Here is a 13496-nt window from a genome sequence, read left to right as displayed (position 1 = left end):
TCTCCTAGTGGTGGTATTCGCCGCCGTTGACATCCAGGCAGGCGCCGGTGACCGCCCGCGCCAGATGCGAGGCGAAAAAGACCACGGCGTCGGCGATCTCATCGGGTTCGGGAAGCTTGCGCAGATCGATCGTCTTGGCGGTTTCGGCGTACACCTCTTCGGGAGTGATCCCGCGCTGCTTGGCCTGATAGTTGAAGTACCACTTCAGGTTGTCGGCCCAGATATAGCCGGGCGCAATGGTATTCACCCGGATGCCCTTCGGCCCGAGTTCGGTGGCCAGGCTCTGCGCCAGCGCGAGCAGGCTCGCCTTGGCCATCTTGTACGGCCCGAAGGTGCGCCGCGAATGCCGCAGCACCGCCGAATTGATCATGACCACCGAGCCCTTGGACTCGGTCAACGCGGGCACGAACAGACGCGTCAACCGCAGTGCGGCAAGCACATTCGTCTCAAAGCCAGCGCGCACATCATCGAGATCGACATCGGCCAGATCGGTGATCGGCGGAATCGCGAAGGCATTGTTCACCAGGGTGTCGACATGGCCGAAGGCGCTCTGTGCCGTCTCGACCAGATTCGTCACGGCCGCTTCATCATTGATATCGGTCGGCACCACCACCGCGCGCCTGCCGAGTTCGGTGATCTCCTTGGCCACCTCGGTCAGCCGCGATTCGGTCCGCGAGGCCAGCACCACATCGGCACCGGCGCGCGCACTCTGCACCGCGATGGCTCGGCCGAGCCCCGGACCGACGCCCGAGACGACAACTACCTTGTCCTGCAACAGCATCAGCCGAGCATCCTTTCCGCCACGGCGACCTGACGCGCCGCGATCCGCGCCTTCCATTCCTCGGGCGTGACCCGAGCTTGCTGGTAGTAGGGCAGCCGCTCGGGCAATTCGGCGACCGATACCACCTCCACGCTCGGCCCGTCCTCGGGTTTCAGATCCCGCGACAGCTGTTGCCAACGGAACTGCAGATACCCGCGCGCATGCCCGGTGCGCTCGATCCAGTTGGCCAGTCCGGGGTCGCGCTCGCTGATGACCAGCCGAATCATCCCGTCCGGATCCACGCGCGCCTGGTCGGCGGTGAGGCTGGTCTGGTGGTTGATGTAGTCCAGCGACAGATACCACATGCTGCCGAGTTGGAAGCCCTGGTACGGCGCATCCGATTTCGGCACGGTGAGAATCATTACCTGATCGTCGTCGAGTTCGTAATGGCCGACGGAGGAGAACTGGGTGGTGAGCCCGCCCGGAGTGGAGCGCGGTTCGGTCATCGTGTTGACCGGCAGGTTGAGATAGAACCACTTCGGGAACGCCAGGAAGGTATTCAGCCGCGAGACCAGCATCTTCCCGGCTATGTCGTACCGCTTGCTCATCAGGTCCCTGGTCGGCGGCGGCGGTGCGTCGCCGATCCGGTCCACCCGCTGGATGCGGATCGTGCCGGACTTCTCGGTGGCCCAGTCGCTGTGTACCTCACGCACCACGAGCATCGCGGAGTCGGGCGCGAGATGAACATAGCCGCGGCGCGCCTCGCCCGGTCCGAGACGGAGCTCGTAGGACCCGTCGGCCGCGATATCGAGGGCGCGGGCGTCGAAGGCGGTCTCGCTGTCGGGGACATCCACCGGCGAGTAGTTGCCGTTGAGCACCTGGAAGCTGAGGTCACGAGTGGTACCGCGGTTTCCGGTCACCACATACTCGGCGTCGGGGCGCAGATACGAATGGAAGTAGAGGGTGTCCGGATTGTCCAGACCCATCTTCGTATACGGGCCGGTGGACATGACGAAGAACGGAAAGTCCCGCTCGAAGGCCCACGCCATCTGGATGGAGGCGCGAATACTGCCCGCGAGGTAGTCGTAGCCCTCGACGAGGTCCTGTTCGGTTCGAATGTGCGGTGCGCCGGTGATGATTTCCTCGGCGGCGGCGATGGCTTCCGCGAACGGCTGTGTCAGCAAGAGGCTTCTCCGAAGTAGCTGTTCCAAATATGTACCGCTCTGGTACATTTCGATATATGCAAGATTAGAACCTGTTCTAGGAGTTGTCCATGGTTGCCCGCAGATCCGCCCCGACCGCACGGGTGGTCCAAGTGCTCGATTTCTTCGTCGAGCGGCGCGGCAAACGCTTCGGCCTCTCCGAACTGGCCCGCGAACTCGACCTGGCCAAACCGACCTGTCTGGGCATCCTCACCGAACTGACCGCAGGCGGCTATCTCATGCGCGACCCGAACACCCGCACCTATGGCCTCGGACCTGCGCTGATCGCCGCGGGACGGGTCGCGCAGGACAGCTTCGCCATCGCCTCCATCGCGCGCGCCGAGCTGGAGAAACTCACCGCGCTCTATCGCACCACCTGTACCGCGTCGGCGGTGGTCGGCGAGCAGATCATGGTGCTGGAAAGCACCGGGCCGGGCCTGGTCAAGGTGGGTGCGGCCTACCATTTCGCACCGCCGGTCGGTCTGATGTACGTGCTCTGGGATACCGACGCCGCGTTCGACGCCTGGTTGCGCAAGCCGCCGACGGTGCCGCTGCGCCAGGACGAGGCCCGGCTGCGCCGAATCGTCGCGGAGTGCCGCGAGCGTGGTTACCTGGTCGAAAGCCTGACCGCCGCGGGTCGGCGACTGTACGCTCTGCTGGCCGGGGTCGCGGCCAGCGATCTGCCCAATGAAGTGCGTGAACTCGTCGGCGAACTGGTAACCAGCCTCGGGGAGCGGGTCTATCTCGGCACCGATCTGCGCCCGCGCAAGGAACATCCGGTCAGCCTGCTCGCGGCACCCACCTACGGCAGCGACAGCAGGCAGAACATGGTGCTGACGATGTATGTCGGAGCTTCCATCACCGGCGCCGAGATCGACCGCCGCGGAACCGCACTGGTGGCGGCCGCGGATCGGGTGACCGCCGAATCCGGGGGTCACAAGCCGGATTCGAACCATTGACCAATGACCGAAACGTGTTCTAGTTTTGGGGCGTGAGCCAGTACGCGAAGTCGACGGCGAGCACCTACGAGCTGCCTCATCTGGACACGCTCGAGGCCGAGTCGGCATATATATTCCGGGAAGTCGCCGCGACCTTCGAACGGCCGGTGCTGCTGTTCTCCGGCGGCAAGGATTCGGTGGTCATGCTGCACCTCGCGGCCAAGGCCTTCTGGCCGGCGCCGCTGCCGTTCCCGGTGCTGCATATCGATACCGGGCACAATTTCGACGAGGTCATCGAATACCGCGACCGCACGGTCGAGCGGCTCGGTCTGCGACTGGTGGTCGGCAGCGTGCAGGACGATATCGACACGGGCCGGGTGAAGGAGGAGACCGGACCGCGCGCCTCCCGGAACCGTTTGCAGACAGCCACGTTGCTGCGCTCTATCCGCGAGGGCGGATATGACGCGGTATTCGGCGGCGCGCGCCGGGACGAGGAGAAGGCGCGCGCCAAAGAGCGCGTGTTCAGCTTCCGTGACGAATACGGGCAGTGGGATCCGCGCAATCAGCGACCGGAGCTGTGGAATCTCTACAACGGCCGGCACAGCAAGGGCGAACACATCCGGGTGTTCCCGCTGTCCAATTGGACCGAGCTCGATATCTGGCATTACATCGCCGCCGAGGACATCGAGCTGCCGCCGCTGTACTACGCGCACCGCCGAAAGGTGGTGCAGCGGGACGGAATGTTGTTGGCGCACACCCGATTTCTCACCCTGCTCGACGGCGAGCAGCCCTATGACAGTACGGTGCGATTCCGGACGGTCGGCGATGCGACCTGCACCGGCTGTGTCGAATCGACCGCGGCGACCCCAGCCGATGTGGTCGCCGAAGTCGCCGCCACCCGAATCACCGAGCGCGGCGCCACCCGCGCCGACGACCGTATTTCCGAGGCAGGCATGGAAGACCGCAAGCGGGAAGGTTACTTCTGATGACGACCACCACCCTGTTGCGCCTGGCCACCGCGGGCAGCGTCGACGACGGTAAGTCGACGCTGATCGGCCGTCTGCTGTTCGACTCCAAGACGATCTTCACCGATCAGCTCGCCGCGGTGGAGCGGACCAGCAAGGCGCGCGGCGACGATTATCCGGATCTGGCGCTGCTCACCGATGGCCTGCGCGCCGAACGCGAACAGGGCATCACCATCGATGTGGCGCACCGTTACTTCGCCACGCCCCGGCGCAAATTCATCATCGCCGACACTCCGGGCCATATCCAGTACACCCGCAATATGGTGACCGGCGCCTCCACCGCCGACCTCGCGCTGATCCTGGTGGACGCACGCAAGGGCATCGTGGAACAGACACGGAGGCATGCCTTCCTGGCCAGCCTGCTCGGCATCCCGCACTTGGTGCTGTGTGTGAACAAGATGGACCTGGCCGATTGGTCGCAGGACCGGTTCGAGGAGATCCGCGAGGAATTCGTCGGTTTCGCAACGAAACTCGATGTCGTCGATCTGAGCTTCATCCCGATGTCGGCGCTGCACGGGGACAATATCGTGCACCGTGGCGCGAGCATGCCATGGTACGAGGGCTCGCCCCTGCTGCACCACCTCGAGGAGGTGCATATCGCCTCCGACCGCAATCTGATCGATGCGCGATTCCCGGTGCAATATGTGACCCGTAGGCACGCAGAGGATTTCCGTGGTTACGCCGGTACCGTGTCCGGTGGTGTCTTCAAACCGGGCGATGAAGTCGCGGTGCTGCCTTCGGGATTCACCACCACGGTCGAGGCGATCTGGGGTCCGGGTGGAACACCGATCGCGGAAGCCTTTCCGCCACAGGCCGTTACCATCCAGCTCACCGACCACCTCGATGTCTCCCGTGGCGATCTGATCTGCCGCCCCGCGAATCGGCCCCATGTCGGACGCGATCTGGACGCGATGGTGTGCTGGTTCGCCGAGGATTCCGAACTCACCCCCGGCGCCACCTACACCATCCGGCACACCACCCGCACCGCGACCGCCGAAGTGCGCAGCCTGGACTACCGCCTCGACGTCAATACCCTGCATCGCGATGAGAGCGCGAATTCGTTGTCGCTCAACGAAATCGGACGCATCCAGCTGCGCACCCGCCAGCCGCTGCTGTTCGATCCGTACCGCCGCAACCGCATCACTGGCAGCTTCATCCTCGTCGACGACACCACCAACAACACTGTCGGCGCTGGCATGATCACCGGACCGACCCTGCCCTCCTCTCGTGTCGTCTGGCATGCCACCGCTGTTGGTCGCGACGAACGCCCGACAGCAGGGCTGACGGTCTGGTTGACCGGCCTGTCCGGCTCCGGAAAGTCCTCCGTCGCAGTGGAACTGGAGCGTCGCCTGGTCGCGGCGGGCCGCCCGGCATTCCTGCTCGACGGTGACAACCTGCGCCACGGTCTCAATGCCGACCTCGGCTTCGGTGCCGCCGACCGCGTCGAAAATATCCGCCGCGTCGGCGAAGTGGCGCGCCTGTTCGCCGAAGCCGGTGTGGTCGCAGTGGTTTCCCTGATCAGTCCCTACGCGGCCGACCGCAACAAGGTCCGCGCCGTGCACGAGGCCGCGGGCATCCCCTTCGTCGAAATCTTCGTGGATACGCCACTGGAGATCTGCGAAGCCCGCGACCCCAAGGGCATGTACGCCAAGGCCCGCGCCGGTGAGATCCGCGGTTTCACCGGCATCGACGATCCCTACGAGGCACCCACCCGAGCCGAACTGGTATTGCGGCCCGAGGACGGCGACCCGGCCGCCATGGCCGCGGCCATCCTCGCCAAGCTTGCGGATCTGGACTGAGAAGATCGGTCAGGGAGCCAGTCCGGCAGTGCGACCGCCGAGGCACTCGACGTCGCGGTGTCGGATGCCTGGGATCAATACGAGGCGGAGGAATCGGCCCGCAACGCGGCGCCCAACCAGTCGAACACCGGTCCCAGGGTCGGCGGGGCAGGCCAGCCGTTGATGATCGAAAGGAGTTGCCAATAGCGTTCGGCGCGTGGGTCTCCCGCGACGTCGAGCCGGGTCAGCAGCCAGTTCCGTAGCTCCGCGTCATCGGGACGGCTGAATGTTGTCGCGTATGCGGCAGTCAGCCCATCGACAATCGGTCGGGCCGCATCCGACGACGGCGCTGTTCCGGCTGCGAGCGCCTGGCCGACTCGTTCGCGCACGAGTTCGGTCAGCTCGTGGTGCAGGCCGGTGGTATCGCCGTCGGCGCGCTGCGCGGCCTGGTATTCGGCCATGCGGCGCACCGATGCGCGGAAATCCGGATCTCGGGTGAGTTCGGCGAGTTCCACCCAGGCCTGCACCTGGGCGGGTTCCGGGTCGTCGGGTAGTTCCGGCATCGCCGAGCGGATGAGATCGAGGAATTCCGGATTCGCATCGGTGCCACCGAAGGCGTCTTCGACGAATTCGGTAATGAGGCGGCGCTTTTCGGCGTCGGAGAGTTCGACGAGCTTGTGCATGAGTTCCATCTCCTCAGGGGTCGAGCCCCGCTCGGCTATCGCTCGTAACACCGTGCGCCGCACCCGGAGAGTGCTGATCTGGAACTCCAGCGCGTCGGCATGTGCGACCGCGACCTCGGGCACCGTCAATTTGCGGTCGAGCACCTGTCGGATGGCGGGCAGATCGATGCCGAGTTCGCGCAGGGTGCGCACCAATTGCAGGCGGGCGAGCGCATCGTCGTCGTAGAGCCGGTAACCGGCGGGGCTGTGGGCGGTCGGCGGCACGACACCGGCATCGGCGTAGAACCGGATGGTCTTGACCGAGAGACCGGTCCGTTCGGCCATCGTGCCGATCGGATAAAGCGTGTCGCCGTCCATACCTCCCAGCCTCCCGCCTCCCCTTGGTGGAGACGCAAATCCCCGCGATGCTACGGGTCCGATGGGCTCAGCCGATGACGCGGAAGAACTCGTGGATATCGCCTGCATTCAGTCCCGGTGCCTCCGGTTCGGAGTTGGCACCACGTTTTCCTCCAGAGACTCGCACTCCTAAGCGATCACCTATGCCGGGCGTATCACGAAGACAGCCCCCAGCTTTGAGGCTGGAGGCTGCTGCTAGCGACGTGTCATGGCCGGTCGAACTCGCCATCGTGTACGCCAGCGGTGAACGCGTTCCACTCCGAAGACGTGAAGACCAGCGCCGGACCAGTTGGGTTCTTCGAATCGCGCACACCCACCATGCCCTCGTCAAGATGAGCGATCTCGACACAAGCATGTTCGCTGCCACTGTGGCTGGACTTGAACCACCGGGCATTCGAAAGGTCCATGATCACCTCAAACTCTCCGCTATCTCCGAGAGCAGCCGCCTAGTCTGCTGTGAGGACAACGCTACACGCTGGATATCCAGTATGGCACTGCGATACCTGGCGACGGCGGTGTCCTCATCGAGGAACAATGCCCCCTCATGGCTCTCGATGTATACGACCGGAGGTTCGAGCAAGTCATCGTGACCGGGCGTAATCGCTGGGAACTCGCACAACGTGAAGCTGCCCATCACCAAGCCCGGGTAGCCGACGACGCCGCTCGGAACCACTCGGATGGACACATTGGGCAAGCGAGACACCTTGATCAGCGAGTCCAGTTGTTCGGCCATCACTTCCGGCCCGCCAACCGGCAGGCGCAACGCCATCTCAGCCAAGACCACGTCCACCGCAAAATCGGCGTCGATGGAGAGTCGCGCCTGCCGCCTGATCATCAACTCGACGCGGCGTTCGAGTTCAACTCGGGAGATCTCCGGATACGCGGCTTCAACGACCGCCCTGCGGTACGCGGGAGTCTGAAGTAGCCCCGGAAGCAACGTGAGTTGGAAGGTCGTGAGCCGGTTGGCGGCCTCCTCGAGTGACAGGTAATGATCGAAATGGGCACCGTAGGTGTCCGCGTACGCCCGCCACCAGCCTCGCCGGTTTCCGTTCTGCGACTTGGTTTCCCGCACTTCCGCCCACAGCGCTAGCACTGTCTGACGTTGTTCCGATGCGGCTTGGTAGAAGTCCAGCAGGTTGTTGAGGTCCGCTGTCGTCATCTTGATCGGCTGCCCCTTCTCCAGCCTGCCGACGCCCTGCTTGGAGATCTCCAGTACGCGACTGGCCGCCAATTGGGTGTGTTCGCCACGCAACTCGCGCAGCAGTCGGCCCATGGCCCGATAGGGAAGAGTCGTCATCTCGTTAGCCTCGCTACAGGTGGAGGTTCAAACTGGAACTCCAGTGTATTCCATGGAACTCAGGCGTTGATAGTTCCAGTTTGGCGAGTCTAGGTGTCTACTGGATGTGCGCTCGGAGAAACAAACCTCTCCTTCCCCTTCATCAGGGGATTTTGGTTCAGGGACAGAGCGCACCTTATCCGCAGTCGTACCGAGGGGGTCACGATGCTGAAACCAGAACTACCGCACCGCGTGCCGCTCGTCGGCCCACCCGCCGCACTCGCGGTCGATGTCCCCGCCGATGTTCTCGAGCGGTACCTGAGCGCCCTGTCCGAGTGGCAACCCGATCAAACCCGCGCTGAACAATCCGATGAAGAGGTCTAAAACCGATGGACCACATAGCTTTTGGCGATACACCCGTGTCGCGCTGCTACTTCTATCGGCGAGTGTGCGATCTGCCCGCCAGCATCGATCCGCCGCACCTGGGCCGCATCATCATGAAGGCGGAACACGTTTGGCACTGATGCTTCCCGGTCACCTCGGCCACGCCGTGAAAATACATATGCAGCAACAGGGTTCGGACATCGGTCCGATCCTGTCGCATCCACGCTCGGACCGCTGGACCTACTTGGTCAGACCGGACATCCCCGACGATGTGCGCCTGTTCGCCGAAATGTTCCGCCTGAATGTCTCGGTGGTGCGAACCGGTGGGACTGTCGCGCTACCGTCGCCCGCCGACCAAGGTGAACAGTTCCGGCGCTGGATCGAACCACCCCGATGCACCTTCCGGCCGTCCGGGCTTGTGGTGGTCGACGCGATCCGCGCCTGCTCAGGGCAGTATCGGCCCGTTCGCCGGAGGGCCGCTCATGCTTGAGTGTCCGTGGATCGGTGCGTGGGCCCTCGACGACCGTGCCTACTTCGCGCCCAGCGGTTTCGGAGTTGTGTGCCATGAATGAGCTTGAACGGCAACGTAGGACCGAGATCGCGCCGTCGGTGGCGGCGTTGCTGAAGGTTTTTCATGAACACACGCCGGAGAAGCTCAAACTCGCGCCCGTCGATAGCGTCACGCTGCGCCACACCGCCGACGGGATTACCGAGGTGGACGAGGACGGTTGGTGCGTTGACTACGAGGACGACGGAAGCAACGACGATGTGATAGATGTCCTGCCGGTCAGCCTCACAGATCGCGAGAACCCATGAGCGCGAACGCATCTCCGAGCCCAGGAGAGCCGGATGTGCATCTCAGCGTGTTCCTGCACGGAGCACGGTTCGACTTCGTCGCCTGTCTCACCGCGGCACTGACTTTTATGCAGGAGCACCAGGCGCGGCACTACGCCGATGCGGTGACCATGGACCTGGGCGACGCCAGCGGGTACCCACGTCTCCCCAATGAACGGCTATATCTGGAACCCTGATCGAACACTCTCTTGTTCATCATGTCGAGCGTCACCGGTGGCACCAATAACAGACGGTCCGCAGACGGGACCAATCCAATACATCCACGACTCGGCGCACCGGCGACTATCCAGCCCCGGTCAGTACGGCGCGGCTAATGCCCCGTCCAGATAGATTGCAGCACTACCCACTCCAGCTGCTCGCCGAGCGTAGCGATATGGCGGTCGAATGCGGCGTGGGCGACCACCATTTGACTGCGTTCAACGGAGCTCCGGCCCCAAGGCTCGATCACGCGGCACTAACACTACGGCTGGTACTGCTCCTCGATCGCGTCGATGTGATCGGCTGCATCAACGTGAAGTTGCAGCACGCCATGGTATTTGGGTAAGTCTGCGGTGAATTCGGCTTTCGAGCAAGATTTTTCCGGCGTCAAAACCGGATCGTTCGGTGAACACAGACTGAATACGCTGGCGATCCTCACGCCTGCAGCCAACAGCAGCCGGTATTGTTGCGGCCGGTCCGGGTCCGCCTCGAAATGCCCATTGTTCGGGCCGCCCGCAACGTGCTTCCTGACATGGAACATCAGCATCTGCGTCGATGCATCGAAGCTGTCCGGAGCCGCGAAAAAGGTGGTATTGGGGAACATCAAGCGAGGCGCAGGCCCGGATGTTGTAGCGACACTCGCACCCGCCGGAGATGCGGTTGCGGCAGGAACGATCGCAGTCGCAGTGACAGATGGGGCTTGATGCGAATTGCCACACGCCGCGAGCGCTGCGACGAAAATGCCCAACGAGCCGACCTTGCCGAGGCGGCCGAGTTGCCATGTCATTGCGCGAATGTAGCACGGGCGCTCGCCGCGAAACGCTAGCCCGAGCAGCTGCCGGGAACGGCGAATCATGCTCTGGCACAAAGAGATATGGTGGCCCACTGCATGAATGCACATGTCGGCTCATTGCCGGGAAAAGCGCGAGGGAGGCCGGACCGCACGGCCAGTTGCTACCGCCGCACCTCCAACCTCGGATTCAAAGGACCGATAAAGTAGGCCTCGGCTACGGGAGAATTGTCGCCGTCGGATATATCGACAACCGCCGTGGGAACAAACCCCGCAACGGTCACGGTTTCGGCAATACGTCTGGCCTCACTCGTGGGTCACGCCAGACCTCGAATCGGTGATAACCAAAAGCCAGCAGCCCTCCGGCGAAGGTACTCAACGACGCCCTCGCCGCCGACCCGCGCGCCCGGGCGGCGTTCGACCGCGAAGCCGCCCTGGCCGCACGCCTTGATCATCCGAACATCGTCACCGTTCACGACCGCAGCGCCCCAGGTGATCCGGTGCTGTGGCTAGCCATGCGCCACATCCGAGGCGGAGACGCCGCCGCGCTACTCACCGAGACCCCCGGTGGCTTGGCACCGGAATTGGTGGTGGAGTTGATCGCCGATGCCGCGGCCGCCCTCGATTACGCGCACACCCAGGGTGTGCTGCACCGGGATGTGAAACCAGCGAACCTGTTGACCGAGGCCGATTTCCGGCACGGGCAGCGTGCCCTGCTCACCGATTTCGGGATCGCGCGAACCCTCGACAGCACCGTCACCCTCTCGTCGATCTCGGCCAGCTTCGCCTACGCCGCCCCCGAACGATTCACCCGCACCGGCGCCGACCACCGCGCCGACATCTACTCCCTCGGCTGCACCCTCTATCACCTGCTCACCGGCCAGCCGCCGTTTCCCCGCGCCGACCAGGCCGCCGTCGTCGGCGCCCACCTCAGCGAACCACCACCAGCACCGAGCCGGATACGACCCGCGCTACCCGCAGAACTCGAACCGTGATCGCGTCCGCCCTGGCCAAGAAACCCGAGGAACGCTACCGCACCTGCACCGCCCTGGCCCAAGCCACCCGACACGCCCTCACCGCGACCGCGGCCCAAACCACCCAAGAGACACCGCCTTCCACGCCGCCACCCGAACCACCGCAATCCGCTGCCTCCCCCGTCGATCGCCGGTTCGCCGAGACCGTGATCGAAGCTCCGACACCGCCGCCGACAGCCTCGCCTGACCGCCGGATCGGTCGGCGCCAACTGTTGATCGGCGCAGCGATCACCGTTCCGGTCACCGCCGCCGCGGCGGGGATCATCATCACCGCCCGTCGCCCCTCGACCGACCAGTCACCCACCGTTCTCACCGGTCACACCGGCTGGGTGCAATCGGTGGCGTTCAGCCCCGACGGCACCCTGCTCGCCACCGGCAGCTACGACGCCACGGCGCGCATATGGGATACCCACACCCATCAACCCCTCGAGCAACCCCTCACCGGCCACACCGGCCCGGTGTTGTCAGTGGCGCTCAGCCCCGACGGCACCCTGCTCGCCACCGGCAGCAAGGACGCCACGGCGCGCATATGGGATACCCGCACCCATCAACCGGTCGGACAGCCCCTCACCGGCCACGCCGGCGCCGTGGTTGCGGTGGCGTTCAGTCCCGACGGCATTCTGCTGGCCACCGGGGGTGGGGACGGCGCGGTGCGGATGTGGGATACCCGCACGCACCAACCGGTCGGGCAGCCCCTCACCGGCCACACCGACCCGGTGAATTCTGTGGCGTTCAGCCCCGACGGCACCCTGCTCGCCACCGGCAGCGACGACAAGACGGTCCGGCTGTGGAAGGTGACCAAGCCGCAGTAGATCCACCGATCCGGCTGTCGGCTCGGCAGTGATCAACAACGCACCGATGCACGGCGTTTGGGCTTTCGCGATGAACTGGCAGGCACCAAGGTGTGCGATGGTGTGGCGCTCGAGGGCGGCTCGTGGTCGAAGCGACTTCTCGATCGCTTTGCGGGAGTGGAGACGCAGCGCGTTGCTACGGGTCCGGGCGAGCTCAGCCGATCGTGCGGAAGAACTCGCGGATATCGCCGATGAGCAGGTCGGGAACCTCGAGCGCAGGGAAGTGACCACCGGAGTAGAACTCCGACCAGTGCGTGATGCTGTGCGCCTTCTCCGCGAAGCGGCGGATCGCGTAGTCACCGTCCTTGAAGACCGCGACACCGGTGGGCACGGTGCCCTTCGGCGCGGGCGCGAACATCGCGGCATCGTGGAACCGCTCGTAGTAGAAGTTGGCCACGCTGCGGGCGGTGTCGGTGAACCAATAGATGCTCACATTCGCCAGCATGCGATCCCGGTCGATGCCCTGTTCCGGCAGATCGTGCGACTGGTCGATCCACTCCTTGTACTTCTCCACGATCCAGCCGAGCTGACCTGCCGGGGAATCGGCCAGCAACTGCGCGATGGTGTTCGGGCGCGAGCCGTTGAGGTTCATATAGGCCGAGCCGTCCTTCTGGAAGTTCTGCATGCGTGCCAGCCGCTGCTGCTCGGCCTCGGTGAGCGCGGCCATATCGGCCGGATCGCCGGTCGGGAAGGTGACCAGCGCATTGACGTGCACGCCGAGCACATGCGCGCCATCGAGCCGGGCCAGCCGCTGGGCCAGAAACGCCCCGTGGTCGCCGCCGTGCACCCCGTACCGGTCGTAGCCGAGGCGAGCCATCAGCTCCGCCAGCACCGCCGCGACCCGGCCGTCGTGCCGGCCCGCCTCGGTGATCGGACCGGAGAAGCCGTGGCCCGGCAGCGACGGAATGACCAGGTGGAAGGCGGGCACGTCGGCGTGACCGTGCGCCTTCGGATCGGTCAGCGGGCCGATCAGATCCAGGAAGTCGACCACCGAGCTGGGCCAGCCGTGCAGCAACAGCAGCGGCGTGGCATCGGCTTCGGCGGACCGCACGTGCAGGAAGTGCACATCCTGTCCGTCGATAGTGGTGCTGAACTGCGGGTATTCGTTGAGCTCCGCCTCGACCGCGCGCCAGTCGAACTTCTCGGCCCAGTAACCGGCGAGCTCGCGCAGGTAGGCGCTGGGCACGCCACGCTCCCAGCCGGTGCCGGGCAGGTCGTCGATCCAGCGGGTGCGGGCCAGCCGCTCGCGCAGATCGTCGATATCGGCCTGGGGGATCTCGATGCGGAAGGGGCGGATGTCGTTGTTCGTCATGCGATCGACTCTGC

At 64.7% G+C, this 13496-nt stretch carries 14 protein-coding genes and 1 pseudogene; 8 read left to right on the top strand and 7 right to left on the bottom strand.

Going from position 1 to position 13496, the window contains the following annotated elements:
* Positions 1 to 4: 4 nt before the first annotated feature.
* Both ACZ60G_RS21470 and ACZ60G_RS21465 read right to left on the bottom strand, forming a co-directional pair.
* Positions 5 to 781: an SDR family oxidoreductase gene (locus tag ACZ60G_RS21470; RefSeq protein ID WP_465811799.1), complete on the bottom strand. Its 777-nt coding sequence runs from the start codon at positions 779 to 781 to the stop codon at positions 5 to 7.
* Positions 781 to 1944 (bottom strand): hypothetical protein, encoded by a 1164-nt coding sequence (locus tag ACZ60G_RS21465; protein WP_465811798.1) that lies wholly within the window; start codon positions 1942 to 1944, stop codon positions 781 to 783. The genes ACZ60G_RS21470 and ACZ60G_RS21465 overlap by 1 nt, the downstream gene beginning before the upstream one ends.
* An 89-nt stretch (positions 1945 to 2033) precedes the next feature.
* Between ACZ60G_RS21465 and ACZ60G_RS21460 the strand changes: the two genes are divergently transcribed.
* From ACZ60G_RS21460 to cysC, 3 genes are read left to right on the top strand one after another with little or no spacing between them, the layout of a single operon-like run.
* Complete coding sequence (locus ACZ60G_RS21460; protein ID WP_465811797.1) at positions 2034 to 2921, top strand: helix-turn-helix domain-containing protein; 888 nt, start codon at positions 2034 to 2036, stop codon at positions 2919 to 2921.
* Positions 2922 to 2953: 32 nt separating this feature from the next.
* Positions 2954 to 3886 carry a sulfate adenylyltransferase subunit CysD gene (gene cysD, locus ACZ60G_RS21455; RefSeq protein WP_465811796.1) on the top strand — a complete coding sequence of 311 codons (933 nt, stop codon included), beginning with the start codon at positions 2954 to 2956 and terminating at the stop codon, positions 3884 to 3886.
* Positions 3886 to 5724, top strand: coding sequence for an adenylyl-sulfate kinase (gene cysC, locus ACZ60G_RS21450; RefSeq protein WP_465811795.1), 1839 nt, complete (start codon positions 3886 to 3888; stop codon positions 5722 to 5724). The genes cysD and cysC overlap by 1 nt, the downstream gene beginning before the upstream one ends.
* 74 nt (positions 5725 to 5798) lie before the next feature.
* On the opposite strand, the gene ACZ60G_RS21445 is transcribed toward cysC, so the two are convergent.
* The 3 genes from ACZ60G_RS21445 to ACZ60G_RS21435 form a co-directional block, all read right to left on the bottom strand.
* Positions 5799 to 6743, bottom strand: a complete 945-nt coding sequence (locus ACZ60G_RS21445) for a MerR family transcriptional regulator (RefSeq protein WP_465811794.1) — start codon at positions 6741 to 6743, stop codon at positions 5799 to 5801.
* A gap of 245 nt (positions 6744 to 6988) precedes the next feature.
* Positions 6989 to 7189, bottom strand: coding sequence for a DUF397 domain-containing protein (locus tag ACZ60G_RS21440; protein WP_465811793.1), 201 nt, complete (start codon positions 7187 to 7189; stop codon positions 6989 to 6991).
* Positions 7190 to 7191: 2 nt separating this feature from the next.
* Positions 7192 to 8079 carry a helix-turn-helix domain-containing protein gene (locus ACZ60G_RS21435; RefSeq protein WP_465811792.1) on the bottom strand — a complete coding sequence of 296 codons (888 nt, stop codon included), beginning with the start codon at positions 8077 to 8079 and terminating at the stop codon, positions 7192 to 7194.
* Between the two features lie 204 nt (positions 8080 to 8283).
* Between ACZ60G_RS21435 and ACZ60G_RS21430 the strand changes: the two genes are divergently transcribed.
* The 3 genes from ACZ60G_RS21430 (at position 8284) to ACZ60G_RS21420 (ending at position 9473) form a co-directional block, all read left to right on the top strand.
* The gene (locus ACZ60G_RS21430) at positions 8284 to 8442 is read left to right on the top strand and encodes a hypothetical protein (RefSeq protein WP_465811791.1); all 159 of its coding nucleotides are present in this window, start codon (positions 8284 to 8286) and stop codon (positions 8440 to 8442) included.
* 564 nt (positions 8443 to 9006) lie between these two features.
* Complete coding sequence (locus ACZ60G_RS21425) at positions 9007 to 9258, top strand: hypothetical protein (protein ID WP_465811790.1); 252 nt, start codon at positions 9007 to 9009, stop codon at positions 9256 to 9258.
* A gap of 35 nt (positions 9259 to 9293) precedes the next feature.
* Entirely contained in the window at positions 9294 to 9473 is a 180-nt protein-coding gene (locus ACZ60G_RS21420) for a hypothetical protein (RefSeq protein WP_465811789.1), read from the top strand.
* Between the two features lie 284 nt (positions 9474 to 9757).
* Here the strand turns inward: ACZ60G_RS21420 and ACZ60G_RS21415 are convergent, their stop codons facing one another.
* Positions 9758 to 10282 carry a hypothetical protein gene (locus tag ACZ60G_RS21415; RefSeq protein ID WP_465811788.1) on the bottom strand — a complete coding sequence of 175 codons (525 nt, stop codon included), beginning with the start codon at positions 10280 to 10282 and terminating at the stop codon, positions 9758 to 9760.
* A 407-nt stretch (positions 10283 to 10689) separates the two neighbouring features.
* Here ACZ60G_RS21415 and ACZ60G_RS21410 point away from each other — a divergent pair.
* Both ACZ60G_RS21410 and ACZ60G_RS21405 read left to right on the top strand, forming a co-directional pair.
* Positions 10690 to 11280, top strand: a pseudogene (locus ACZ60G_RS21410) (serine/threonine-protein kinase); the annotation flags it as partial.
* Complete coding sequence (locus ACZ60G_RS21405; protein ID WP_465811787.1) at positions 11277 to 12131, top strand: WD40 repeat domain-containing protein; 855 nt, start codon at positions 11277 to 11279, stop codon at positions 12129 to 12131. The pseudogene ACZ60G_RS21410 and the gene ACZ60G_RS21405, both read left to right, overlap by 4 nt.
* 193 nt (positions 12132 to 12324) lie before the next feature.
* Here ACZ60G_RS21405 and ACZ60G_RS21400 read toward each other — a convergent pair whose 3' ends face one another.
* A complete protein-coding gene (locus ACZ60G_RS21400) occupies positions 12325 to 13482 on the bottom strand; it encodes an epoxide hydrolase family protein (protein ID WP_465811786.1) in 1158 nt (385 codons plus the stop codon).
* Positions 13483 to 13496 lie beyond the last annotated feature (14 nt).

The organism is Nocardia sp. NPDC102475, from assembly GCF_055584605.1.
This window is presented reverse-complemented; position numbering and strand designations above follow the sequence as displayed.

Excerpts from the sequence above, each read along its gene's own strand:
- ACZ60G_RS21435 (WP_465811792.1), bottom strand. The coding sequence starts at position 8,079 with ATGACGACTCTTCCCTATCGGGCCATGGGCCGACTGCTGCGCGAGTTG.
- ACZ60G_RS21460 (WP_465811797.1), top strand. The coding sequence starts at position 2,034 with ATGGTTGCCCGCAGATCCGCCCCGACCGCACGGGTGGTCCAAGTGCTC.
- ACZ60G_RS21430 (WP_465811791.1), top strand. The coding sequence starts at position 8,284 with ATGCTGAAACCAGAACTACCGCACCGCGTGCCGCTCGTCGGCCCACCC.
- ACZ60G_RS21425 (WP_465811790.1), top strand. The coding sequence starts at position 9,007 with ATGAATGAGCTTGAACGGCAACGTAGGACCGAGATCGCGCCGTCGGTG.
- ACZ60G_RS21445 (WP_465811794.1), bottom strand. The coding sequence starts at position 6,743 with ATGGACGGCGACACGCTTTATCCGATCGGCACGATGGCCGAACGGACC.
- ACZ60G_RS21470 (WP_465811799.1), bottom strand. The coding sequence starts at position 781 with ATGCTGTTGCAGGACAAGGTAGTTGTCGTCTCGGGCGTCGGTCCGGGG.
- ACZ60G_RS21415 (WP_465811788.1), bottom strand. The coding sequence starts at position 10,282 with ATGACATGGCAACTCGGCCGCCTCGGCAAGGTCGGCTCGTTGGGCATT.
- ACZ60G_RS21400 (WP_465811786.1), bottom strand. The coding sequence starts at position 13,482 with ATGACGAACAACGACATCCGCCCCTTCCGCATCGAGATCCCCCAGGCC.
- ACZ60G_RS21440 (WP_465811793.1), bottom strand. The coding sequence starts at position 7,189 with ATGGACCTTTCGAATGCCCGGTGGTTCAAGTCCAGCCACAGTGGCAGC.
- cysC (WP_465811795.1), top strand. The coding sequence starts at position 3,886 with ATGACGACCACCACCCTGTTGCGCCTGGCCACCGCGGGCAGCGTCGAC.